The organism is Sphaerochaeta globosa str. Buddy, from assembly GCF_000190435.1.
Taxonomy (GTDB): Bacteria; Spirochaetota; Spirochaetia; order Sphaerochaetales; family Sphaerochaetaceae; genus Sphaerochaeta; species Sphaerochaeta globosa.
In genome coordinates this window covers 529,305-551,402 of record NC_015152.1, presented here as the reverse complement: position 1 = coordinate 551,402, position 22,098 = coordinate 529,305, and the positions used below count along the sequence as shown (strand labels likewise).

Genomic DNA, 22,098 nt, shown 5'->3' with positions numbered 1-22,098 from the left:
TCATTGCCTTAGCAACAGGTGACTCCGCCGTCCACCGGCAGGGCGATCCCGTTGATGAAGGAGGCTTCTTCGCTGGCCAGATACAATACTGCATTGGCGACATCGCTCGCTGTTGCAAGCCGTCCCAGCGGCACCTCATCAAGGCGCTGCTGCTTCTTGATCGGATCCTTGAACATCTGTTGCACCAACGGGGTGTCGACGGTGCTCGGGTGGATCGAGTTGCAGCGAATGTTTTCGTGTCCGTACCGGCTGGCGATTGCTTTGGTCAGCAGCGTCACCGCACCCTTGCTGGTGGTGTAAGCCTCCGGCGTATAGCGATGACCAATGAGGCCGCAGACCGAGGAAGTATTGATGATAGCCCCGCCGCCCTGCTTCCGCATTACCGGCAGCACGTATTTCGTTCCCAAGAACACGCTCCCCACATTGACTGACATCATGGTATTGAACTCAGAGAAGTTCATCTCTTCGATGGGCTTTCGGATGTTGATGCCTGCATTGTTCACCAGGACGTCGATTCTTCCTGCTTCCGTTACGATTTGGGCAATGACTTCCTGCCAGGCTTGCTCACTGGTAAGGTCCAGCTTGAGGAACGTCGCACTATACGACAGTTGTCTCATCTGAGCCTGCAAGGCTTCACCCTTTTGCACATCCAAGTCCAGAATATAGAGCCTCGCCCCGTTTCTGCAGAGAAGTTCCACCATTTCAGCTCCCAGTCCACCGGCTCCGCCGGTGACCAGGATGACTTTATTTTGTACGTTCACACCCGCTCTCCTTCTCAACCAGCACTTGGACTGGTCATGTCCTTAGCTACCCGACTGTTCCGTACGCCGGAAAACAAAATCCAAATGATGGCGAGCATAAGAACGATACCGACCGGTCGTCCCAAAAGCGGGATGATCGAACCCTGTCCCTGCATCAGAGCCTGACGGAAGCTGATGTCTGCCGTAGGTCCAAGAATGATGCCGAGCACCAAGGGAGCCATGGGATAGTTAAGCTTGCGCAGGATGTAGCCCAGGATACCAAAGACAAACATAACACCGATATCAAAGCTATTCACATTGCCTGCATAGGCACCAATGACCGTCAATGGCACGATGATAGGCATGAGGATCTTACGATTGATCTTCAAAATCTTAACCATGGGCTTTACCAAAGCAAGACCGAATACCAGCATCGAGAAAGTGGCAATAGTCAAGGTTATTGCAGTCAAGTAGAGGAAATCAGGAGATTCCAAGGCCAGCATCGGACCGGGCTTGATTCCGTGCAACCAAATGGCGGCGAGGAACATGGCTGCCGGTGGCGAGCCTGGAATGGCAAGCGTAAGCAGAGGAATCATGGCACCACCGACACAAGCATTGTTTGCCGTTTCAGCCGAAGCCAATCCCTCATAACAGCCCTTCCCGAACAGATGGCCTTTCTTGCTTCGCCGCTTACCGACATCGTAGGAGACCCAAGCGGCAATATCTTCACCAGCACCAGGGACGGCACCGATGCCACAGCCGATCAGGCCGGAACGTACTGCAGTATGCACGATATCCTTGACGATATTCTTGGTCGGGAGCACCCTGCCGAGCTGAGTTTCTATCGAGTAAGGAATATCTTCCTGCAACACAGAGAGAATCTCAGAGATACCGAATACACCTATGAGGGCTGGAATGAGGGAGATACCTCCCATCAGGCTGTAGCTGCCATAGGTAAAGCGTGGGAATGCATACACTGCATCCAAGCCTATCATGGCAGTAAAGAAGCCAAGGAAGCCGACGATCCACCCCTTGATCGGCGTACTTTGCGTTGAAAGGTTTCCACAAATCATAATACCAAACACAGAAATCAGGAAATATTCCCACTGGCCGAACTTCAAGGCAATCTTGTAGAGAAACGGAGTGAGGAAAATAAGGATGACGATGGAGAACAACGATCCAATAAACGAAGCGATGACACCAACGCCGATGGCTTGGCCGCCATGGCCTTGCTTGGCAAGGATGAATCCATCCAATGCAGTCGCCGCTGCAGAGGGTGTTCCAGGAATGTTGATCATGATGGCGGAGTAACAGCCACCCATGACGGCTCCGACATAGACTCCCAAGAGGAAGGCCACGGCAACCGGCAGTTGCATGGAGTACGTCAAGTTGATCAGAAGTGCGAGTGCCATTGTTGCCGTAAGCCCTGGAATAGCTCCGACAACAATCCCGGCTATCGTGGCGATCATTGTTACAAATACCTGGGGGAACGCAAACGCTTGCGCAGCTGCAGATCCGAACAGGGCAAATTGCAAAGATAGTGCTTCAAACATAAGTTCTCCTACCTTAAGGAAGAGGAATTTTAAAGACGTACTGGAAGACTGCACCGATAACCAATGCAGAGATTGCTGATATGATGATATTCTTCACCAACGTCGTGGATTTGAGATAAAAAAAGGTCACAAACAGATAGAGGAAGGTGGCAATGGAAAAGTGAACCTTTCCAATAAGCCCATAAATATACACCACCATGAAGAACGTGAGGATCACTACGCGCTTGGTCTGGCTATTCAAAAAAAGCGTTGTCAGACTATCCTTGGTAAAGGTTGCCTTGGCGGCCTGTACACTACCACCCCGTAAAGCACCATTGAGCATAAGGAGACCGAATGCAATAAAGATGAATCCCAGGATCAACGGGAAAAATCCCGGTGCATCAAGGAAGGTATTGAACACTTTCATCCCAAGTGCTTCGATAATGAGATAGATTCCGAATACAATGAGTATGACACTCATGATGAGATCGGACGTTGTCGTTTTAATTTTCTGGCTCATGCAACTACCCTTTCTAGAAAGCGGGAGATGGGAAACCCCACCTCCCGAACACTTCCTTATTTCTTGATCTTCTGCTTTGCAACTTCCCAGTTGAAATCAGCAAGCTTGGGAATGCCAAGTTTCTCCGGGCTCACGGTAGTCGAGCCAACGCCCTGCAGAGTCCAAGCATAACCAGCTTCCTGGATGGCAAGGAACTTGTCTGCATCTTCACCGGCGTAGCCAGCGATTACGAGCCCCTGATTCTTTGCATAGTCAACAATGGTGGGTTGCTTGACGGCCCAGTAGAAAGCTTCGGTCAACTTGTCAACAACAGCCTTGGGAGCATCGCGGGGGATCAAAATCGGCCATGTCTCACTGAGCAAGGGGATGTTCTCAGCATTCTTCTGCACTTTGGTGATAGAAGGAATATTCAGACCGAAATCGGTATAGTCCTTGGTATCAGTAATAGCAAGAGCACGGAGCTGTCCAGCCTTGATAAAGTCGATAACCGAGCTGAAGGTTGCCATGGAAATCTCTGCATCACCAGCAATTACGTTGATACCGGCCTGACGGCAGGAACCAGCGGTCATGTAGTTGGGTGCTGCGATACCGGCGATATCACGAACAGCTTCGAACAGAACGTGGGGACCAACACCAAATCCGCTGATGGCGAAGTTGACTTTCTTGCTCTTCAAGTAGGCAATTGCTTCGTCATAGGTCTGGATTTTGGAATCGGTGCGAACGACCAGGGCAGCTGCTCCCATGTAGGGGTGGAAGGAAGCCCAGTCGGCCCAGTAAGTTTCACTGGTGCCCATTACGCGGAAACCGGAAATCGGGGCGCTACCGGTTGCAAACATGCTATAACCGTCGTGCGCTTTGGTGTACATAACCGTATTTGCAGCAACAGCAGAAGCAGCTCCAGCCTGATTTACCACGTTGATGGTTTCACCAAGGTACTCTTCCATCTTTGCGATGACAGGGCGAACAGCAGTATCGGTACCACCGCCGGCTCCGAATCCGACATACACCACCGGCTGGGTTTTCGGCCACACTTTCACGTTGGCGGTCTCACCGGTTGCCTGGGCAAACAGGAAAGAGGCGGCAACCATCAGGATGCACAATACGACCAGAATCTTGTTTCTCTTCATAACAAAAATCTCCTTTTTTATATTCCATGGCACAAGCCATAAGATTATTAGTCAGTTGTAAGTTGTCTTATGAGTTATCGCAATTAGCTATAAGACAACAGTTAACAGTATCTGTACATCGTACCTAGAGCTCTGAGAGCTCAGAAACCCGGTCAACAGTCTTAGCTACATGCTCTCGCATCGCTTCTACCGCCCCTGCCCTGTTCCCTTTTTTCATTTCTTCCAGGATAAGACGGTGAAAGTATTTTCCGTCCTTCATGCCCAAATGGGTAACAATGGATTCCATGCTTGCTGCAAGCAAGTCCTGCATAAACAAGGAAACATTTATCAACATCTGATTCTTGGTTGCCTTCGAGATGGCCATATGAAAAAGAATGTCGTCATGTGAAAAGGTCTTCACATCGTTATCATTCTGTTCCATACGCACTACGATGGCTTCCAACTCAGCCAACTCAGAAGCGGTGATGCGATTTGCGGCAATTTCTGTTGCCCCTACCTCCATCACCATACGATACTCGAGGATTTCCTCAAGCGAATTCTTGTTGATCATGAACATCGGAAGCATCATGTCCCTATAGCTGTCGCTGGTGACCTTCTTGACGAAGGACCCTTCTCCCTGGCGTGTTTCCACTATTCCGAGGGCGGTCAACTTCTGCATGGCTTCTCGAATGCTGATACGGCTCACGCCCATTTCAAGGCGAAGCTCGTTTTCGGAGGGAAGCTTGGTTCCCTCATCCCATTTGTGGTTCTTAATGCGTTCAAGCAATTGATCGTAGACCTGGGCGGATACTTTTTGCGACTTGACAATTTTCATGGTACTGTGTCCCGGCATCCCCAACCCCCTTGGTCTCGATACTCATAGGTTATCATACAAGTTGGGGATGTCAACAACTTTTTATTACAAAATGCTTATAGCGTATAAATATATCGATATTACTGTATCGATATAGGCTAAAGGAGGGGGAATATTGCTACCTCCTCCTTTGCTACCTTACTCTTTTACTTTCTTACTTTTTCCCAAAACCAACAGCACAAAAAAGATAATGAGAATTACAACAAAAATGCCCACCATCCCTTGTGCCATGAGGGTCAGCGATTTGCCAAACACCGTGTCCATATACCACCCCCTCCCTTACAATAGGCCTGGGACCAAGCCCAGGATAACACCACCGGCAATGACCGAGGCGATCTGACCGGCTACGTTCGCCCCGACTGCGTGCATCAACAGGTGATTCTGAGGATCAGCCTGCTGTCCCATTCTCTGGATGACGCGGGCTGACATCGGGAATGCTGAAATTCCGGCAGCCCCTATCATCGGGTTTACCTTCTGTTTTACAAACAGGTTCAGGACCTTGGCAAACAGAACACCTGCGATGGTATCGAACACGAAAGCCAACAATCCCAAGCCCATGATCATGACCGTTTGCACGGTTACGAAGGCATCAGCCTTCATGGTGGATGCAATAGTGATACCAAGCAGCAGGGTTACCAGGTTTACCAGTACCGTCTGGGCCGCAGTGGACAAAGTATCCAATACCGTGCACTCACGGATGAGGTTGCCGAACATCAGCATGCCGACCAGCGAAACGGAAGCCGGAGCAACATAGCCTGAAACGATGGTAACAATAATAGGAAAGAGAATTTTGGAACGCTTTGAGACCGAACGTGGATTGTACGGCATTCTGATCATCCGCTCTTTCTTGGTTGTCACCAATTTGATCGCAAAGGGTTGGATGATTGGAACCAATGCCATATACGAGTAAGCGGCAATGGCGATGGGTCCAATGTAGGTACTACCCAATACTTGGGAGACCAGAATGGACGTCGGTCCGTCGGCAGCCCCGATAATACCGATGGAAGCAGCATCGACCAGGCTGAATCCCATGAGGGTTGCCAAGCTGATCGTGGCAAAAATACCCCACTGGGCAGCAGCACCGAAGAGAATGAGCTTGGGGTTGGCCAACAGCGGGCCAAAGTCAATCATCGCTCCAATGCCAATGAACAGCAACAGCGGCATAGCCTCTGCAGCCTCGATGCCAAAGTGGAAGAGCCAGTCAAGAATGCCTGGGACTTCACCAATGCCTGTCATCATCTGCGTTACAGCACCGCTGAACGGCAGATTGACCAGAATCGCTCCGAATCCCATGGGAAGCAACAGTGAGGGTTCGAGTTTCTTTGCAATTGCAAGATAGATGAGAAGGCTGCCAACACCAAACATTACCAGTTGCTTCCAGGTAGTGGCGAGCAGTCCGTCCAACAAGAAGTCCATAGTGAACCTCCAGAAAAGAAATAGGGGAAGAAGTTGACTTCGCACGATGGCAATGAAGCTCCCCCAACAGGGTTCATCATAGGGGGTAAAAATCGATTGGTCAAATAAATCCCACGAATACCAGACAATTGCCTTTGATTACTTGCTGTCGTATAGTAGCGACATGCAAGTTTTAACAAACCAGGATATTCCGGCGGTGCTGCAATACATCGCTGGGGAGAAGGAAGTCAATCTCTTCATCGAAGGAGATATAGAGCTCTATGGACTCGAGAGCGATGTGGTGAATCTGTATGCCTTCGGCGATGATTGGGATTGCCTTGTCTTGCGATTCTATGAGAACTTCCTGATCACCAGTAACAAGGCCCAACCTGACTTGCAGCCGGTTGTTGAGTTCCTTAAGAAGCAAACCATGCTCTGCCTCAGCGCCAAAGAGAGCCTCTTGCTCGATATCCAGCAGTATTTTCCTGCCAGTAAGGTACAAGGGACGTACCTATGCAGACTCAATAAACAAACATTTAAGATGGAAGCTTCTGCCGACCGGGACATTGTCAAACTTGGTCCGAGCGATGCCCAGGCAATTATTGACCTCTATAAACAGATAGAAGAGTTCGCAAAACCCTACATTGAACACGAGTCGGAAAAACTCAAGCAAACAAAGGAAACGTATGAAAAAGGTTGCCTTGGGTTTGGGATCTTCAATAATGGGCAGCTCGTCTGTATGGCAAATATTGCGGCGAAAACCCAAAGCGGAGCCATGATTATCGGGGTGGCAACCCACCCTTCCTATCGCAAACGGGGGTATGCCTCACAGGTAATGAGCAGACTGTGCTCCCAATGCTTCACCGATGGTCTGAGTTTTCTCTGCTTGTTCTACAGCAATCCACTTGCTGGTGCAATCTATCACCGGCTGGGGTTCGAGACCATCGGACGTTGGGGTATGATGAAATTCTAAGCCTGTCTACAAATCCAACAGCGTCTTATCCCCGTACACCTTCTGCCAGTCATCGGCAAAGTCCTGCACCGCTTTTTTGATGGAAGGCATGGCAAGGCCGGTGGAGAGAAGCTCAGGTTTCACTGTGCAGCAGCCCGCCCCGCTTGCATAGGCGTTGGTCACTTCAGCGATGTTGCGAAAGCTTGCTGCCAGAACCTGGGTGGAACTGGTATTGGTCCACAAAAGCCCTGCCAACTCCTTGATGACCCTGCTAGCATCGATGTCCAGGTTCAGCATCCGATCATAGAAGACAGCCACATAGCGTGCCCCGCTGAGCATGGCTAGAATGCCCTGCATTGTGGAAAAGACGGTGGAAGCGGTAATGAGAAGGCCTTCTTGGGACAATTCCTTTATCACCGAAAGACCGACCTCTGTTACCGGAACAGCAATGAATGTCCGCTCCCCCAACTGAGAAACGAGGTGGTGGGCTTCCCTGATCATGGTTTTCTCATCACGTGCCATCAGCTGCACATGCAAGTCCCGACCATCCCCGATTACACTTCGAATTGCTTTCAGATGCGAAACCACATGCGTTTGGGCCAATCGGGAGAGCATCGTTGGATTGGTGGTGACTCCCTTGATGGGATAGTAGTGAAGCGCATGTTCCACCTCTGCAAGATCAGCAGTATCAAGCAACAAATCCATGGCAATACCTCTAGAACCAGTGTGTCACACAAAAGCAAACTGAACAACTGTCTGCTAGGCGTTCTTGACAAACACGGTAAGATGCACAACCATTTCGGCATGAGTGAAACCATCCTTACCGAAAATTCGTTCTTCTACGAGCCAACTATGCAACTGAAGGTAATCAAGCGCGACCCCGAGCTACCGTACCGGCTTCATAGCCATGAGTTTCATGAATTGGTTATCGTTATCAGCGGAAGAGGGATCAACTTTACGGCCGATGAACAGATGCCGCTGCGAGAAGGTTCGGTACTCTTCATTCCGCCCGGTGTCGAACATGGGTACAAGGATGTGGAAAACCTCGTGTTGTACAATATTCTGTATGGAAGGAACCTCATAACCCGCCATGCCTTGGATTTAACCGAACTGCCGGGGTTCTGTGCCATTTTCATGCAATCCGAACACATCGAGGGACTCACCCTCTCCCCTTCCCAGATCGCCGAGCTCATTCCCTTGGTCCAGCTCATGGAAAAGGAAGCAGACGACCAAAGCTTCGGCTCGGGCTCCAAAACCCTCGCCTACGCGTATCTGGTTGAACTGCTTGTCCAAATCTCGCGCATTTACGATCAGATACCCCGGGAAACCAACCAAAACGCCCGCAGGCTTTGGGAAGTCATCTCTTACATGGATGGAAACTTGGACAAGGCCCTCACTACCGAGGACCTTGTGATTATTGCAAATATGAGCACCAGCACGCTCAATCGTTGTTTCAAGCAGAGTACCGGGCTTTCGCCGATTGAGTTCCACATCCATAAACGTATCGCGTATGCTTGCTCGCTCATCCAGGAGAGAGGGCTCTCGATGGGACAAGTCAGCGAAGCTTGCGGCTTCAAGGACCCCAATTACTTTTCCCGCCAATTCCGCAAGGTCATGGCAATGAGCCCCAAACAGTACCAGCGGATATTTACCAGCCGTTTTACCTAAGCGACTCCAAGGCAGTCACCGCTGAGGAAAAGAATTTGTCCTGACCTACAAGATCATAGAAATCCAGGCGCTTCATCAGCGACTGCACCGAAGGTTGCAAACCGCAAAACAGTACATCCACCGATTGTTTCCTACACATATGCACTATCTCCACAAACTCATTGATGGAACTGTGATCAATGGTAGCTACCCCTCTGAGGCTGAAGATAATGCGACCCACACCCTCTGAAAGCAAGCTCTCCACGGTTTTTGTCAACTGTTCCTGACTGCCGAAGAACAGTGAGCCATCGACATAGACGACCTTTGTCGTTGCATCGTACGTACCGAGCTCTGCCGAGACAGGATCAATCTCTATAGAAATGTGGTGACTGCGGATGATGAACATCACCATGGAGAAAATCAGACCGATGAGAATGGCGATGGTCAGGTCAAATACGACCGTTGCCACCATGGTAATAAGGAATTGGGCCATCGAAGTCTTGATCTTCTTGGAGAATATCTGGCGGATGGAGTGCCACTCATTCATCCTCCAGGCGGTAACCATGAGAACCCCGGCCAAGGAAGCCAGAGGAATCCTGCTCATGTACGGAGAAAGCAGGAACATGGAGGCCAGCAGTCCGATAGCATGAATGATACCGGTTATGCGAGTCTGTTGCCCGCTCTTTATCGCCACCGATGTACGGGCGATGGCTGCTGTTGCAGGAATACCTCCGAAAAAGGGAATGATGACATTGCCGATGCCCTGGGCATACAATTCACGGGTTGCATTCAGCTTCTCCCCCTTCATTTTTCCAGCCGAACTGCCGCACAGCAAACTCTCAACCATACCAAGGGCTGCAATGGAAATTGCCGGGGATATATACTGTGCCAGCTCTCTAATCGGAAGCTCAAAAATATGAAGCCTGTTCTCTCCCATCAAGGAACGGGGAATCATCCCTACTTCCTTCACCGAAAGATTCAGGAACATCTGCACACCCAAGGTGATGATAATACCCAAAAGACTTGCCGGGAATCGTGCATTCCACTTCTTGGGCCAGAGAACCATGAGCAGAACGACAAACAAACCATAAGCCATGGTAGCAAGATCGATGGGGAATCCCAATGAAGTATAGGAAATCAGTTTTGCAAGGGCTCCCTCACCACTGCTGGCAGTACCAAAGAAATTATCTATCTGCCCTAACGCAATAATGACGGCAATACCGCTGGTAAAGCCGGTAACAACCGGGCTGGGGATATAGGAAACCAAGGCACCGACTTTCAGATACGCTGCTGCCAACAGGATGAGCCCGCTCAAGAATCCTGCAATGAAGACACCTTCGGTACCATGACGAACAACCAAGCTGACCAGAATGGCAGCCATGGCTCCGGTTGGTCCGGAAATCTGAAAGGAAGCTCCGCCCAAGGCCCCGATAATGAGACCTGCCAGAATTGCAGTAATCAGACCGCTGGCTGCATCGAGACCGGAACTCACCCCGAATGCAAGAGCCAGCGGCAGGGCAACTGCAGTGACAGTCAAACCCGCCAGCAGGTCCTTGGAAAACGAGGCCGCCGAATATGAAGAGAACTCACGCTTCAAGTCTGTAAGAAATGAAGCTTGTTTAAGATTATTAGCTTTACGCATCCCACCTACCCCCACACACATGCATATGAATCGAGGCCAAGCATAGAACTTTCACCAAGGAAGCTCAAGGGACGCAAAGGTCCCTTGCTTACTTCTTGGGAACAATCTCCAACCAGTAACCATCTGGGTCTACGATGAAATAGATGCCCATATTGATGTTCTCGTAGCAGATGCATCCCATTTCCCGATGCTTTGCCCGAGCGCTATCCATATCATCAACATCGAAGGCCAAGTGGAACTCATTATCGCCAAGATTATACGTGCCTTTCTCCCAGTTCCTCAGCCAAGTCAGCTCCAACTGATGCTTGGAAACCCCATCGCCAAGGAAAACGAGAATGAAGGAACCATCGGTAGCAATCTTACGCCTCACTTCGACCAAGCCCAAAGCCTCTTTATAGAAAGCAAGCGATGTATCCAGATCGGTAACATTGAAATTATTATGAACAAAGCTAAACTTCATTGAATCCTCCACGTAGTGATATCGTTTGTAAGCAATACAACCTCTCCAACCAAAAGGTCAAGTTCCTTGGCAAGCTTTGCACACACTGAGCTATCCTTCCAGAAATGCATCGGAACGAGGGTTTTCACCGTGACCCTTGTTGCCAAATCTTTTGCCCCAAGGCTATAGAACCGGCCAAGTCTTGGATCCACCGGAACAAAGGCAAGGTCGAGCTTGGAAGGAAGCAGTCTGAGCTCGGTGTGGTAATCATGCTGCATCTGCTTGTTATACGCCTCGCTTTCACCCTCCCAGTGCCAGTGGTTCAAGTCCCCTGCATAGTAGAGGGTCTTTTCCCCCACCTGCAGGACAAAAGCAACACCCTCATCGGTAGACTTCAGCGTTCTGAGTGCCACATTCTCTATAGTTAGCTCCTCGTACGGTCCCATCCAGCGAACCTGCACATGTGCCGGTACAAGGTGGGTGGCAATATCGGAGGAGAGAATGAACACCGTTTTCCCTTCCCTTTGTGCCAGTGAGAAAATGGCATCACTGAAGTGGTCCCCATGGCGGTGGCTGGCAAACACCAGCAAGCTCTTCTTTCCATCGGGGAGGTTCAGCGGCCCTCCGGTGTAATCGAAAAGGAGCAACACTTCTTCTGTTTCGAGCAAAAAGGTGCTATGACCTAAATATGTACAATTCATACCATAACCATGGACGAACAAAAGCCTGCTGTCAAGTCAGTATGCATATGCTATAGTACGCACGTAGGAGGAAGCAGATGCACATTGTAATTCTGGACAAGGATGAGGCCGTTATCCGTCGTAGCGTAGAGAGTGGGTATGGAGTTGCCTTAGTGCACCCATCCCCGTACAACGAGGGAGACCAGATCGTCATCCACGTCAGACAAAGCGGCCTCTATCAGGTCCAGCTGGATGAAGCCCTGGGAGCCCATATAGTCTACCTGCAGCAAGAAGCCCGGTATGCCATCCCATTGCTGCCTGCACTTCGTACCTGCTATCCTGCCCAAGCTTTCATGGGTAGCATGCACCTGCTCACCCTTTCCAAAGTGGAGCAACCCGGACGCAGAAACCTTGCCCTCAACCCCTACGACCATCACCACACCATTGGCCTGTTCCCTCATGCAAAAGCCAATGTGGAAACACGCGGGGAAATGGTGTTTGCTGCACGCAATGCCATCGATGGGAACTTCGCCAACCACAGCCACGGGGAGTATCCTTTTGAAAGCTGGGGGATAAACCGCGACCCCAAGGCTGAGCTTCGTCTTGATTTCGGCAGACCGGTTCGCATGGATGAAATACGGCTGACCCTGCGTGCCGACTGGCCGCATGACAGCTGGTGGACCCAGGCTTCAATAACCGACAACGAGGGAGAGACCTATAGATTGCCGCTGAAGAAGGAGGAGCTTCCCCAACGCTTTCCGATCAAGGCAAAAGTAGTGACAAGCATCACCCTCCATGACCTAAAGAAAGCTGAGGATGACCCTTCCCCCTTCCCGGCCCTTACCCAGCTGGAAATCTGGGGAGTGGAAGCCTGAAACCTTACAGGGTAATCTCTGCATCCTCCAGGTTTTCCATCGACTTTTGCTTCTTGTGATATCGTATTGCGTACTTCTGCAATCCCTCTTGGGTATAGAAGGGATCATCCGGTTGCAAAGGAAGCATTACGTTCTGGGCAAAGGTTGCACTTTTATACATCGCGCTGATGAGTTCAATGGCATTACGTCCATCCTGTGAGGTAACCAAAGGCGCTTTTCGCTGGAGAATGGCATGCACTACATCCTCAATTTGGGCTGCATGCCGCTGCGTATCGAGTTCCGGCAGGCTTTGCACATATGATTGCAGGGTCTCTTCCTGCTCGGGATTCGGGTCCAAAAATCCATTGGGCCTTTGTTTGCATGCCTTCAGCATCCAAGGAATACCAACAGAAGCTTTCTCACAGGCAAAGAAGAACTCCTGCTTCTCATCATGGTCGACCAAGCTAGTATCAATCTGGGCAAGCATTCCTTCGTAGGAAAGAAGGGAAAGGGAGACATCCTCGACCTCCGAATTCGGATGGCCTACATTGGCCATTACCGAGTAGACGCTCTTAGGCATGCCCAGCAGCCACAACAGGATATCGATCTGGTGTACAGCATGGTTGAGCGTGCATCCACCCCCTTCCATCTCATAGGTTCCACGCCACCAGAGGTCGTAATACTTGGTACCACGCCACCACATCGAGTTGACACGGGCCAACAAGACCTTGCCTAGCTTACCCTCCTCAAACAGGGTTTTCATGCGCATGGCATCGGTCTTAAAGCGGTTCTGGGCTACGATTGAGAGTAGCTTCCCGCTTTTTTGCTCCGCCTGCATCATCAGGTCGCACTCGCTGAGGGAGGGAGCCATAGGCTTTTCGCAAAGAACATGCTTGCCTGCCAGAAGACAATCTACCGAAATCTGGCAATGCAAGGAAGGAGGCAGGCACACCGATACCAGCTGAATATCATCGTCCTTGAGCAACTGATGATAGTCCTCCGTCATGAAAACATCGCCTAGCAGGTAGTGTTCTTTCAGACTCTCCATTTTTTGCTGATAGATATCACACAGTGCACGAATCACGCACCCCTGCCCGAGCAGCTGATATGCCTCAATGTGGGCTTTTGCAATGCCCCCACAACCGATTATTGCCACGTTAAGTGTTTGCACGATTACCTTCCTTGCTCTTTAAATCGCCTATACTCAGTCTGAACCGTCGCATAGGCAAGCTTCTTATGCCGGCGGGACTGATCGATGAGGCCTTTGCGATTATACCCGCCTTGGTACTTGTTCATCCGCCTTGGGGAGCGAAAATCGTACAAAAGCCAAGGAAAAGTACCAGAAACGGTAGGACTGCCGAGCAGCAAGACAAACTGCTGCTTGTAAAACAAGGCTTGCCGCTCTTCACTGAACAAGGCTGCCTCAGCATCGTGGAAACCGGCCTTTGCACCTGCACCGAACTCGGTGATCAATACCGGTTTGTCCTTAAGCGAATGCTCAAGCAGTATTTTCAACTTGCCCATATCGGGGTCATACCAACCGTAGTACTCATTAAGCCCGATGACATCCAAGCAAGCTTCCAAGCGGTCCTGGATGCATAGCGTATGCTCATTGACCAAACACGCTGCACCGACAAGCCTTGAAGGGTCGAGGCTGCGGGCCAAGGAGGCGAGAGAAGACATGAATGCAAGACGCTCATCAGTATCAGGATTCTCATTGCCGACCGACCATATGATCACACTGCAGCGATTTCGATCCCGAAGAATCAACTCGGAAAGCTGGTTTTTCGCATCAGCGAGTACTGCAGGATCTGAGAAGGCAATCGCCCAATAGACTGGAAGCTCTTCCCAAAGCAGCATGCCAAGCTCATCAGCTATTTCAGCCATGTAGCGGTGATGGGGATAGTGGGAAAGACGGATGCAATTGCAACCCAGAAGCTTTGCATCCTCCAAGCTCCTTCGTACCAGGTTCTCGTTGACGTAGCGACCAAAGTCAGGGTGGTCCTCGTGCAGGCAGACACCGCGTAGGAATATTGGTTTTTCATTGAGCAAAATCTGGTTCCCCCTGCACGCGATGGTCCTCAGTCCGATGGTATCCTCCACCCTGTCCTGTCCATACTGCAGGCAAAAGGTATATCGCTTGGGGTTCTCGATACCCCAAACCTGTCCGGTAAAGGGAACCTGGACCGAAGCCGTATGGTCGTGTACTGCAAGAAGGAGGGAAAGGCCAAGCTCCTTGCAAACAACTTGGACACTGTCATGGATGCCTGAAAGCTCAATATCGATACCGAGGGTGTGTGCATCGAGAAGCCGTACATACCAATGTCTGATGAAAGAAGGGGGAACCTGCATCAGATGCACCTGCCGGTAGATACCCCCATAGTTGAACCAATCGGTATTCTCCGAAGGAACAGAGCTAACACTTCGTGTGTTGTTGGCACAAACCAACAGGGTATTTCTATCCTGGAGAGAGGCGGTTATCTCAACACTGAAAGGAGTAGAGGCACCTTCGTGAAACCCAAGGTAGATTCCATTGAGGAACACATAGGCACGATTTGCCACTCCCTCGAAAACCAGGAAGGTTCTTGTTCCCTCCTTTTGGGAGGAAGCAAACTCCGTCCGGTAGAGCATGCTGCCCTCATAATACTCCCAAGGCTCATGCTCGGTATTCCAAACCGAGGGAACGATTACTTCCTTCCAGAATTCAAAATCACAGTCAACCGGCGTTGTTTCCTTGCCCGTGTAAGCGTACCATCCCGCCCTCAGGCAGGTGTCATACTGGTCGGGACACAGCCTCCATGGCCCTTCAAGGGGAATGGATGTACGACCGGTGAGCGTGACCAGCTGGTCGCAAGCTAGTTGCTTCTGGTGGAACTTCGCCCTAAAAGCTTGATCGTGCAGGTGAGATAGGTAGATGGTTTGCATGCAGGTAGTGTAACACTGCAGTGAACTGAACACCAGCATCGTTTGCTTGACATGATGTTCTCCGGTGGTAGTATGAGAGCGGGAGGGCTGAACACATGCAGATTGGATTGAACAGGATTATCGCCCCTTCCCTGCCTCTCTTTGATTTCTTTGCCCTTGCCCGGCGGTGTGGATGCTCAACCATTGAATTGAGAAACACTATCGGAAATCAAAACCCGTTTGACGGCAAGAATCCAAGGGAAGTACGGAAGCAACTTGCGAACAACAATCTCAGCATTGCCAGCATCAATTCCCTGCAGCGTTTCAACGACTACACGGATGCAAGAAAAAAAGAGCTCCGAGCCCTCCTGGAGTATGCGAAAAAGATTCGTGCTGAGGCAATCGTATTGTGCCCGGTAAGTGGTCTTCCCCCTGATGCAGAGCGTACTGTATGGCTCGAACGTACCCGGTTTGCACTCTCCCAATACGGACCGTTGTTTGAGGAGTATGGGCTATACGGCTATGTTGAACCGCTGGGTTTCACAACGAGTTCACTGAGAAACAAAGCAGAAGCAATACAGGCAATCGAGGCAAGCGGGTATCAGAAATGGTATCGGCTTGTGCACGATACCTTCCACCATCACCTAGCAAACGAGCAGGAGTTCTTTTCCTCCCATACCGGTATTGTGCATATTTCATCAGTCTTGCCGGCACAGCTTGGAGAAGAACCCAGTGATGCCGACCGGCTTCTCTTTTTGGAGGAGGATTTGCTTTGTACAAAGGAACAGGCTCAGACCTTGGTAACCAGTGGCTATCGGGGAACCTTCTCGTTTGAACCCTTCAGCCCAAGGGTGCATACTCTCGATACTGCGGCTCTGGAAGAAGAAATCAAAAAGAGCATCAATCTACTCTTCCGCTAAGCCCTTCCAAACACTCCAGTGCCCGGTCAAACAACCCCAATTCATAGTAGAGGTCCAATACCGTATAGCGATTGCGAATCATCTGAGCACCTAGCACTGCACGCTTCAGGTCAACAAGGGTTGCATTGATGTGACTGGGATGGACAGGGCAGCCTACCTCAAGAAGCGTAGAGCGCAGCTCTTGAGCAGGAGGAAGCTGCTCGGCAATTCTCTGCTTGAGAGCGGGAAGCAACGCAATCAAGGCTTTTCTCCTCGCCTGCAATGCCTCCCCTTCCAAAAACTTCGCTTTGGAAACCGCGAGGGCTTCTTCTGCTACCTTCTCATTGGGGAAGAATGAAAGAATTGCTTGTTTTCGCTCCTCCCAACTCTGGCTGCTCTTGCCATAGCAGTCGGAAATATCCAACGAAGCAAGTTCCTCATACAGGTGAACGATGGTCATCGTACCTACTGCAACCTTGAAACCATGACTTACCGCAAGGCCATCCTTACTGAGGTGTTCCATCTCCCAAATATGGCTGATAAGGTGCTCTGCGCCACTGGCAGGTCTTGAGTCATGCATGATTTGCATGGCGAAGCCACTGGCTGAGAGGGCATCGAAAAGCAGGCCGATCCCCTCACGTTGCCTGTTGGCAATCCCGTGGTGATGGGCGTACACCGAACGCAAGGGCTTCTGGACCATATCCCATACATCGCTTCTGATCGCCTGCACGCCTAGAAGATCGGCAAGAATCCAATCCATGCCGGCAGTGAACTTGGCCATGCAATCACCATAGCCGCTGGCAATCATATCAGAAGGAGCTTCACACAGAATATCGGTATCGGCAAGAACAACCTGGGGAGCAGCACAACTGAGGGTCTGCTTGAACCCCTTTATGGAAACAGCTGCACCATAGGAGGTGTATCCATCCACCGATGGGGCGGTGGCAACCACCATGTAAGGGCGGTCCAATTCAGAGCTTGCACGCTTGGTTATATCATTGAGCGTTCCAGACCCCAGTACTACGGCAATGCAATTGTCCATCTCCAAACTAAGGCGGACTTGCGCTATCGAGTGCTCATCGGCATACGGCTGGGGGAGCTCGGGGAAAATGAACCGACGCACTTCAATGCCGGCCTTCTCAAGGGAGCGGACTGTGGCAAAGCCGGCAACACGCAACGTGTTCCCATCGGCTACCAGCAATGCGTTCGTGTGGCCGAATGCCTCTACGAAGGTTGAGCCAACCTTCTCAATGGCTCCTCTTTGCACCAGCGAAATCTTCGTATCCATGCAAGCCTCCTTGCCAAGCATACCATAGACACTTGAGTGAGGAAAAGCAGTGCGATACACTCAGCGCATGACACACACAACCTTCTCCATTCTCGGTGATTCCATATCCACCTTCGCCGGCTACGTACCGAGTGAAAACGAACTCTTTTATCCACGGGATGGCGTCGATGTGACGCACGTCGAACACACATGGTGGCATCTCTTGTCCAAACGATGCAACCTGAGCTTGATTATGAATGAATCATACTCAGGCAGTAGGATCAGCAGAACTGGACTCAGGCCGCTTTCATCCTGCTTCCAGGATGAAAAAAGACAGTCACGTCTTTCTGGTGACATCATCATCGTGTTCGGTGGTACCAACGATTGGGGCCAGGCTGACCAGCCGGTAACCAAGGCAGTCTTTTCCCAAGCCTATGAGCAGTTGGTTACTTCAATGCTCGCTCGATTCACCACCAGCACCCTGTTCTTCTGCACACCCGTTCAGCGCACCGACCGCACCCTTGAGCAGGTAAACATGCACAACTGGAATCAGCTTGACTTGGCACAGGAGATTCGAAGCATCGTTACAGCCCATTGCGGGGCCCACCTTATCGACCTTGCAGCTTTTCCGATACAAGAAGGAGACGGCGTTCTTGCCGACAACCTCCATCCCACCAAAAAAGGAATGGTAATGCTCTCCCATCTGATAGAGCAGGGTTTAGCTCTGTAGCAGGGCGGGAAGCAACAGCGAAGTGCAATAGTCGAGCCCGGCCTCTACCAGATCGAAGGAGGCCGAGCTGATATTCCAGTCCAGGAACAGGCCGCGGATTGCACGGTTGAAAAATCCGGCATACTCGGCTGCTGTCTTTTCACAGTGGAACAACCCTGATCTCTGCCCCTCTTCAATGAGGGAGCAGATGAAGGTGTACCAGAACCGGCTCTGGTCGGTAATAACCTTGTCAGAGCCGTCCTTGAGCACCTGGTTGGCGTAGAGGACCTTCAGCGTATCGCAACCGATGACATCACGCACATAGGTCAGCTGCAACTCGGTAAACTTCAAGAGCTTGTCAGAGGCCGACGCTTGAGTAAGCACTTCGGCCTCGATGCTTCGGTAGTAAGCATCGATGGCCCAGAACTCTTGGACGATGGTATCGCTCTTGGTGTTGAAATAGGTATAAAAACTACCCTTTGCCGTACCGGCATAGTCAGTGATTTCCTTGATGGAAACTTGGTCGAAGCCCTTCTTCTTGAACAGTGCCAATGCACTCTCAAAAATCAGTTGCTTGGTTGCCTCTGCCTTGCCGTGCGGCTTGGGTTGCTTTGCCATGGTACTTCCTCAGTCCAGAATTTTGCCTGGATTCATAATATAGAGGGGATCGAACGCCGCTTTCAGGGCCTTGAAAAGCTGGTATTCAGCAGGGGGAGTTACCGCTTTCAAATACCCTTTGCGTTTCAGCCCGATGCCATGTTCACCGCTTATTTTTCCTCCAAGCTCACCGGTAATGAAGGCATACAGTTCAGAGAGCAGCTTCGGTTCCAGATCCTTCCAATCATCAAGGCTCATCTGCGGATCCTTGACAATGGTGGCGTGCAGGTTTCCATCCCCTGCATGTCCATAACAGGGGATGCTGACCTGGTACTTGGCCTTCAGCTGCTCAAGGCGGGGCAGAACAAGGGGGATGGAAGCAATGGGAACCACCACATCCTCCAAACTCTGGATGGGACTATACACCTTGATGGCCTCGGCGATATTGCGTCTGACCGACCAGATACGCTCGCGCGTCGTTGCATCCTCAGCAATATAGACTTCCATAGCACCCTGCTCACTGCACAAATCCCCTACCTGAATCAACTCGCGCTCCACCGTCTGCTCATCAGTACCGTCAATCTCAATGAGCAACATCGCACCCACTCCTTCAAGAGGCAGGCTCTCATTGAGATAGGAGCAAGTCAGTTCGATCGAACTACGGTCCATGAACTCAATGCTGGTGGGAATAATACCCTGTTTCATGATCAAAGGCACCACAGCAATAGCCTCTTGAGCACTTGCAAACGGGACTAGGAGGTTGGAAGCCACCTTGGGGACTCCCAACAGCTTGATCGTCGCCTTGGTGATAATGCCCAAGGTCCCTTCACTGCCGATGTACAGCTGTTTCAAATCATATCCGCTGACATCCTTGGTGACTTTTCCTCCCAACTCAACAATGTCGCCTTGGGGTGTGACCACTTCCATGCCTAAAATATACCGTCCGGTCACCCCGTACTTCACTGCCTTGCCGCCTCCGGCATTCTCAGCGATGTTGCCACCCAGAAAACAAGTCTCAAGACTCATTGGATAGCCGGCAAAGAAAAGCCCCCGGCTCTTGAGCTGTTCGTTCAACTCGTTGGTCACAATGCCTGCTTCGGCGGTGACCGTTAGGTTTGCCTCATCAATCTCGAGGACTTTGTTCATCTTCTCCACCGACAGTACAATGCCCCCAAACAAGGGTATGGCACCACCAGAGAGGCCCGAACCAGCACCACGGGGTGTTACAGGAATACGCTCGCGGGTGGCTAGTTTCATAATAGCGGCAATCTGCAAAGCGGATGTAGGGGTGAGGACCAAATCCGGAGTATGGGCATACTCTTCCTTGGAAGTTTCGTCATGGCTGTAGTTCTCGATACGCTCAAGGTCGATCATGAGATTGGGCTTCCCTACAATGGCCTGGAGTTCCCCGACCAACGCTTTAGTGACGGTTCCATATTGGTACTTCATACTCGACTCCTCTCTTGCAGCCGTTTCTGGATTTCAGGCAGAATGGCAAACAAATCCCCGACCAGAGCGAAATCTGCAAGATTGAGGATATTTGCATGTTCATCGTGATTGATAGCCACAATGCATTTGGCTGTTTTAATACCAGCAAGGTGTTGGATGGCACCCGAAATGCCGACAGCCACATACAGACGGGGTGATATGGTCTTACCCGAAAGTCCAACCTGATGGGGGTAGGCAGCCCATCCACGATCAACGGCATCGCGACTGGCACCCACTTCCCCATCGAAAGCCTTGGCGAGGTCTTCAATGAGCGAAAAATTATCGCGTTTCTTCAGGCCTTTGCCTCCACTTACCACAATATCGGCCTCTTCTATACTTGCACTCTGTCCTTCCAGACTCCTCAAGCCAAGTACCTGGACCTGTTCATTCTTCCAAGTCGGAGAGGAGGCAATACGGACCACAGTACCTGTCCGCTTCGCATCGGGCAGAGGCTTTTTGGTGGAACGGGGCCTGATCGTAGACATCTGGGGGCGATGGTCGGGACTCTTGATGGTTGCCATAATATTGCCACCAATCGCCGGGCGTGTCTGCAAAAGGTTTTTAGTCTCCTTCTCTATGGCCAGCTCGGTGCAATCGGCAGTCAATCCTGCATGAACCTTTACCGCCACATAGGGCATCAGCGTCCGGCCTGTAGTGGTTGCCGCAGCAATCATCACCTGCGGTCCCTTCTCTTGTATGAGAGGGACCAATACGTTTGCATAGCTTTCGCAGGTAAAGTTGGCAAGCGATTGGTCATCGGCAACATAGACCACATCACAGCCATGCTCGATCAGGGATTGCAAGTCCTCTCCCTGAATTCGATGACCCAATACCACCGTTCCCAGAAGCACCCCAAGCTCATCGGCAAGAGCCCTGCCACGAGCTAATAGTTCATAGGAGACATCCTTCAAACCATGGAAAGAACATTCACTGAGCGTCCATACTTCAGCCATGGTGGGCACCTCCCTTTGGCAGTAAGTCTTTTTCTTCCAGGAATGCCATCAATTGGTCGACTCCCTTCTTCAACGAAACATCGTCCTCAACCTTGGTCAAAATGCAATTCCTGCTTACCTTGGGGACATCTATCTTCACCACCTTTGTGGGAGAGCCTTTGAGGCCGATGTATCTGCTGTCAGCTTGGATTGCCTGGGCATCCCAAACCGCAATGGAACTGGCCATTGCACGCTTTTTTCCGCTGAGAGTGGGAAGCCGCACAGAAGAAATTTCCTTGACGACGGTAAGCAGAGCCGGCAAGGAGGTTTTCACCCTTTGGTACCCCTCCTCGATCAAGCGTTCAGCTATCAGAGTGTCGCCATCGACAGTCTCAATCTTGGAAACATAGGTAACAGCCGGCAAGTCAAGCCAGGATGCCAGAGCCGGACCCACCTGGGCGGTATCACCATCGGTGGCTCTCTCTCCGGCTAGAATCAAATCGGGAATGCCGAGTTTCTTGACTGCAAGAGACAGAATGTAGGATGTAGCCCAGGTGTCTGAGCCGCCAAAGGCACGGTCGGTCAGATGGACGGCGTCATCGCAACCCATTGCGATGGCTTCCTTAAGTACTTTGACAGCATTTGCCGGACCCATGGTGATGACACTGACCCGAGCTTGGTACCGATCCTTGAGCTCAAGTGCTGCACTGATCGCATACAAATCCAATGGATTGAGAATGGAGGCAGAGCTTGAACGGATCATGGTACCGGTTTGCCGGTCCATTTGGACATCACTGGTCTGGGGAACCTGTTTTATAGGAACGATGATATGCATGGATAACCCCTCTTTTGGTTCATCTTATGAGGGGTTTTGGCAATCGTCAACAAAAAAGTGACCGCGGTCAATTTTTTATTTCAACA

General features: G+C 50.9%; 23 protein-coding genes. 5 read left to right on the top strand and 18 right to left on the bottom strand.

All coding sequences use genetic code 11. The features are described from left to right. Positions 1–8 precede the first annotated feature (8 nt). From SPIBUDDY_RS02555 to SPIBUDDY_RS02530, 7 genes are all read right to left on the bottom strand, one after another. Complete coding sequence (locus SPIBUDDY_RS02555; protein WP_013606199.1) at positions 9–761, bottom strand: SDR family NAD(P)-dependent oxidoreductase; 753 nt, start codon at positions 759–761, stop codon at positions 9–11. A gap of 14 nt (positions 762–775) precedes the next feature. After that, positions 776–2,293, bottom strand: a complete 1,518-nt coding sequence (locus SPIBUDDY_RS02550; RefSeq protein ID WP_013606198.1) for a tripartite tricarboxylate transporter permease — start codon at positions 2,291–2,293, stop codon at positions 776–778. A 13-nt stretch (positions 2,294–2,306) separates the two neighbouring features. Continuing rightward, positions 2,307–2,792: a tripartite tricarboxylate transporter TctB family protein gene (locus tag SPIBUDDY_RS02545; protein WP_013606197.1), complete on the bottom strand. Its 486-nt coding sequence runs from the start codon at positions 2,790–2,792 to the stop codon at positions 2,307–2,309. Between the two features lie 56 nt (positions 2,793–2,848). Further along, positions 2,849–3,919, bottom strand: a complete 1,071-nt coding sequence (locus tag SPIBUDDY_RS02540) for a tripartite tricarboxylate transporter substrate-binding protein (protein WP_013606196.1) — start codon at positions 3,917–3,919, stop codon at positions 2,849–2,851. A 124-nt stretch (positions 3,920–4,043) separates the two neighbouring features. Further along, positions 4,044–4,733 carry a FadR/GntR family transcriptional regulator gene (locus SPIBUDDY_RS02535; protein WP_041381002.1) on the bottom strand — a complete coding sequence of 230 codons (690 nt, stop codon included), beginning with the start codon at positions 4,731–4,733 and terminating at the stop codon, positions 4,044–4,046. Between the two features lie 177 nt (positions 4,734–4,910). Then, a complete protein-coding gene (locus SPIBUDDY_RS16425) occupies positions 4,911–5,036 on the bottom strand; it encodes an OadG-related small transporter subunit (protein ID WP_013606194.1) in 126 nt (41 codons plus the stop codon). Positions 5,037–5,051: 15 nt separating this feature from the next. Continuing rightward, on the bottom strand, positions 5,052–6,188 hold the full coding sequence (locus tag SPIBUDDY_RS02530) for a sodium ion-translocating decarboxylase subunit beta (protein ID WP_013606193.1): 1,137 nt from the start codon (positions 6,186–6,188) through the stop codon (positions 5,052–5,054). Between the two features lie 163 nt (positions 6,189–6,351). Between SPIBUDDY_RS02530 and SPIBUDDY_RS02525 the strand changes: the two genes are divergently transcribed. Continuing rightward, a complete protein-coding gene (locus SPIBUDDY_RS02525) occupies positions 6,352–7,140 on the top strand; it encodes a GNAT family N-acetyltransferase (protein ID WP_013606192.1) in 789 nt (262 codons plus the stop codon). A gap of 6 nt (positions 7,141–7,146) precedes the next feature. Here SPIBUDDY_RS02525 and SPIBUDDY_RS02520 read toward each other — a convergent pair whose 3' ends face one another. Beyond that, positions 7,147–7,824: a fructose-6-phosphate aldolase gene (locus SPIBUDDY_RS02520; protein ID WP_013606191.1), complete on the bottom strand. Its 678-nt coding sequence runs from the start codon at positions 7,822–7,824 to the stop codon at positions 7,147–7,149. Positions 7,825–7,923: 99 nt separating this feature from the next. On the opposite strand from SPIBUDDY_RS02520, the gene SPIBUDDY_RS02515 reads away from it, so the two are divergent. Further along, complete coding sequence (locus SPIBUDDY_RS02515; protein ID WP_155816036.1) at positions 7,924–8,787, top strand: helix-turn-helix domain-containing protein; 864 nt, start codon at positions 7,924–7,926, stop codon at positions 8,785–8,787. Here the strand turns inward: SPIBUDDY_RS02515 and SPIBUDDY_RS02510 are convergent. The 3 genes from SPIBUDDY_RS02510 to SPIBUDDY_RS02500 form a co-directional block, all read right to left on the bottom strand. Continuing rightward, a complete protein-coding gene (locus tag SPIBUDDY_RS02510; protein ID WP_013606189.1) occupies positions 8,780–10,408 on the bottom strand; it encodes a SulP family inorganic anion transporter in 1,629 nt (542 codons plus the stop codon). The genes SPIBUDDY_RS02515 and SPIBUDDY_RS02510 overlap by 8 nt on opposite strands. An 88-nt stretch (positions 10,409–10,496) precedes the next feature. Next, positions 10,497–10,868 (bottom strand): VOC family protein, encoded by a 372-nt coding sequence (locus tag SPIBUDDY_RS02505; protein WP_013606188.1) that lies wholly within the window; start codon positions 10,866–10,868, stop codon positions 10,497–10,499. Further along, positions 10,865–11,548 (bottom strand): MBL fold metallo-hydrolase, encoded by a 684-nt coding sequence (locus SPIBUDDY_RS02500; RefSeq protein WP_041380517.1) that lies wholly within the window; start codon positions 11,546–11,548, stop codon positions 10,865–10,867. The genes SPIBUDDY_RS02505 and SPIBUDDY_RS02500 overlap by 4 nt, the downstream gene beginning before the upstream one ends. 77 nt (positions 11,549–11,625) lie before the next feature. Here SPIBUDDY_RS02500 and SPIBUDDY_RS02495 point away from each other — a divergent pair, with 77 nt between their 5' ends. Continuing rightward, positions 11,626–12,402: a hypothetical protein gene (locus tag SPIBUDDY_RS02495; RefSeq protein ID WP_013606186.1), complete on the top strand. Its 777-nt coding sequence runs from the start codon at positions 11,626–11,628 to the stop codon at positions 12,400–12,402. 4 nt (positions 12,403–12,406) lie between these two features. On the opposite strand, the gene SPIBUDDY_RS02490 is transcribed toward SPIBUDDY_RS02495, so the two are convergent. Both SPIBUDDY_RS02490 and SPIBUDDY_RS02485 read right to left on the bottom strand, forming a co-directional pair. Continuing rightward, complete coding sequence (locus SPIBUDDY_RS02490; RefSeq protein ID WP_013606185.1) at positions 12,407–13,552, bottom strand: Gfo/Idh/MocA family protein; 1,146 nt, start codon at positions 13,550–13,552, stop codon at positions 12,407–12,409. A gap of 2 nt (positions 13,553–13,554) precedes the next feature. Continuing rightward, positions 13,555–15,306: a glycoside hydrolase family 2 protein gene (locus SPIBUDDY_RS02485; RefSeq protein ID WP_041381000.1), complete on the bottom strand. Its 1,752-nt coding sequence runs from the start codon at positions 15,304–15,306 to the stop codon at positions 13,555–13,557. Positions 15,307–15,401: 95 nt separating this feature from the next. Here SPIBUDDY_RS02485 and SPIBUDDY_RS02480 point away from each other — a divergent pair, with 95 nt between their 5' ends. Further along, the gene (locus SPIBUDDY_RS02480) at positions 15,402–16,205 is read left to right on the top strand and encodes a TIM barrel protein (RefSeq protein ID WP_013606183.1); all 804 of its coding nucleotides are present in this window, start codon (positions 15,402–15,404) and stop codon (positions 16,203–16,205) included. Here the strand turns inward: SPIBUDDY_RS02480 and SPIBUDDY_RS02475 are convergent. Further along, positions 16,186–17,472 (bottom strand): sn-glycerol-1-phosphate dehydrogenase, encoded by a 1,287-nt coding sequence (locus SPIBUDDY_RS02475; RefSeq protein ID WP_013606182.1) that lies wholly within the window; start codon positions 17,470–17,472, stop codon positions 16,186–16,188. The genes SPIBUDDY_RS02480 and SPIBUDDY_RS02475 overlap by 20 nt on opposite strands. Positions 17,473–17,539: 67 nt before the next feature. Between SPIBUDDY_RS02475 and SPIBUDDY_RS02470 the strand changes: the two genes are divergently transcribed. Next, positions 17,540–18,181, top strand: a complete 642-nt coding sequence (locus SPIBUDDY_RS02470) for an SGNH/GDSL hydrolase family protein (protein WP_041380515.1) — start codon at positions 17,540–17,542, stop codon at positions 18,179–18,181. Here the strand turns inward: SPIBUDDY_RS02470 and SPIBUDDY_RS02465 are convergent. Genes SPIBUDDY_RS02465 through SPIBUDDY_RS02450 form a run of 4 tightly spaced genes read right to left on the bottom strand, consistent with a single transcriptional unit; the run spans position 18,170 to position 22,012 of the window. After that, positions 18,170–18,778: a TetR/AcrR family transcriptional regulator gene (locus SPIBUDDY_RS02465; RefSeq protein WP_013606180.1), complete on the bottom strand. Its 609-nt coding sequence runs from the start codon at positions 18,776–18,778 to the stop codon at positions 18,170–18,172. The genes SPIBUDDY_RS02470 and SPIBUDDY_RS02465 overlap by 12 nt on opposite strands. Before the next feature lie 9 nt (positions 18,779–18,787). Beyond that, entirely contained in the window at positions 18,788–20,206 is a 1,419-nt protein-coding gene (locus SPIBUDDY_RS02460) for an FAD-binding oxidoreductase (RefSeq protein ID WP_013606179.1), read from the bottom strand. Beyond that, positions 20,203–21,198, bottom strand: a complete 996-nt coding sequence (locus SPIBUDDY_RS02455) for an electron transfer flavoprotein subunit alpha/FixB family protein (protein WP_013606178.1) — start codon at positions 21,196–21,198, stop codon at positions 20,203–20,205. The genes SPIBUDDY_RS02460 and SPIBUDDY_RS02455 overlap by 4 nt, the downstream gene beginning before the upstream one ends. Continuing rightward, positions 21,191–22,012 carry an electron transfer flavoprotein subunit beta/FixA family protein gene (locus SPIBUDDY_RS02450; RefSeq protein WP_013606177.1) on the bottom strand — a complete coding sequence of 274 codons (822 nt, stop codon included), beginning with the start codon at positions 22,010–22,012 and terminating at the stop codon, positions 21,191–21,193. Before SPIBUDDY_RS02450 ends, SPIBUDDY_RS02455 begins: the two co-directional genes overlap by 8 nt. Positions 22,013–22,098: the final 86 nt, after the last annotated feature.

Excerpts from the sequence above, each read along its gene's own strand:
- SPIBUDDY_RS02550 (WP_013606198.1), bottom strand. The coding sequence starts at position 2,293 with ATGTTTGAAGCACTATCTTTGCAATTTGCCCTGTTCGGATCTGCAGCT.
- SPIBUDDY_RS02545 (WP_013606197.1), bottom strand. The coding sequence starts at position 2,792 with ATGAGCCAGAAAATTAAAACGACAACGTCCGATCTCATCATGAGTGTC.
- SPIBUDDY_RS02540 (WP_013606196.1), bottom strand. The coding sequence starts at position 3,919 with ATGAAGAGAAACAAGATTCTGGTCGTATTGTGCATCCTGATGGTTGCC.
- SPIBUDDY_RS02535 (WP_041381002.1), bottom strand. The coding sequence starts at position 4,733 with ATGAAAATTGTCAAGTCGCAAAAAGTATCCGCCCAGGTCTACGATCAA.
- SPIBUDDY_RS16425 (WP_013606194.1), bottom strand. The coding sequence starts at position 5,036 with ATGGACACGGTGTTTGGCAAATCGCTGACCCTCATGGCACAAGGGATG.
- SPIBUDDY_RS02530 (WP_013606193.1), bottom strand. The coding sequence starts at position 6,188 with ATGGACTTCTTGTTGGACGGACTGCTCGCCACTACCTGGAAGCAACTG.
- SPIBUDDY_RS02525 (WP_013606192.1), top strand. The coding sequence starts at position 6,352 with ATGCAAGTTTTAACAAACCAGGATATTCCGGCGGTGCTGCAATACATC.
- SPIBUDDY_RS02520 (WP_013606191.1), bottom strand. The coding sequence starts at position 7,824 with ATGGATTTGTTGCTTGATACTGCTGATCTTGCAGAGGTGGAACATGCG.
- SPIBUDDY_RS02515 (WP_155816036.1), top strand. The coding sequence starts at position 7,924 with ATGAGTGAAACCATCCTTACCGAAAATTCGTTCTTCTACGAGCCAACT.
- SPIBUDDY_RS02510 (WP_013606189.1), bottom strand. The coding sequence starts at position 10,408 with ATGCGTAAAGCTAATAATCTTAAACAAGCTTCATTTCTTACAGACTTG.
- SPIBUDDY_RS02505 (WP_013606188.1), bottom strand. The coding sequence starts at position 10,868 with ATGAAGTTTAGCTTTGTTCATAATAATTTCAATGTTACCGATCTGGAT.
- SPIBUDDY_RS02500 (WP_041380517.1), bottom strand. The coding sequence starts at position 11,548 with ATGAATTGTACATATTTAGGTCATAGCACCTTTTTGCTCGAAACAGAA.
- SPIBUDDY_RS02495 (WP_013606186.1), top strand. The coding sequence starts at position 11,626 with ATGCACATTGTAATTCTGGACAAGGATGAGGCCGTTATCCGTCGTAGC.
- SPIBUDDY_RS02485 (WP_041381000.1), bottom strand. The coding sequence starts at position 15,306 with ATGCAAACCATCTACCTATCTCACCTGCACGATCAAGCTTTTAGGGCG.
- SPIBUDDY_RS02480 (WP_013606183.1), top strand. The coding sequence starts at position 15,402 with ATGCAGATTGGATTGAACAGGATTATCGCCCCTTCCCTGCCTCTCTTT.
- SPIBUDDY_RS02475 (WP_013606182.1), bottom strand. The coding sequence starts at position 17,472 with ATGGATACGAAGATTTCGCTGGTGCAAAGAGGAGCCATTGAGAAGGTT.
- SPIBUDDY_RS02470 (WP_041380515.1), top strand. The coding sequence starts at position 17,540 with ATGACACACACAACCTTCTCCATTCTCGGTGATTCCATATCCACCTTC.
- SPIBUDDY_RS02465 (WP_013606180.1), bottom strand. The coding sequence starts at position 18,778 with ATGGCAAAGCAACCCAAGCCGCACGGCAAGGCAGAGGCAACCAAGCAA.
- SPIBUDDY_RS02460 (WP_013606179.1), bottom strand. The coding sequence starts at position 20,206 with ATGAAGTACCAATATGGAACCGTCACTAAAGCGTTGGTCGGGGAACTC.
- SPIBUDDY_RS02455 (WP_013606178.1), bottom strand. The coding sequence starts at position 21,198 with ATGGCTGAAGTATGGACGCTCAGTGAATGTTCTTTCCATGGTTTGAAG.
- SPIBUDDY_RS02450 (WP_013606177.1), bottom strand. The coding sequence starts at position 22,012 with ATGCATATCATCGTTCCTATAAAACAGGTTCCCCAGACCAGTGATGTC.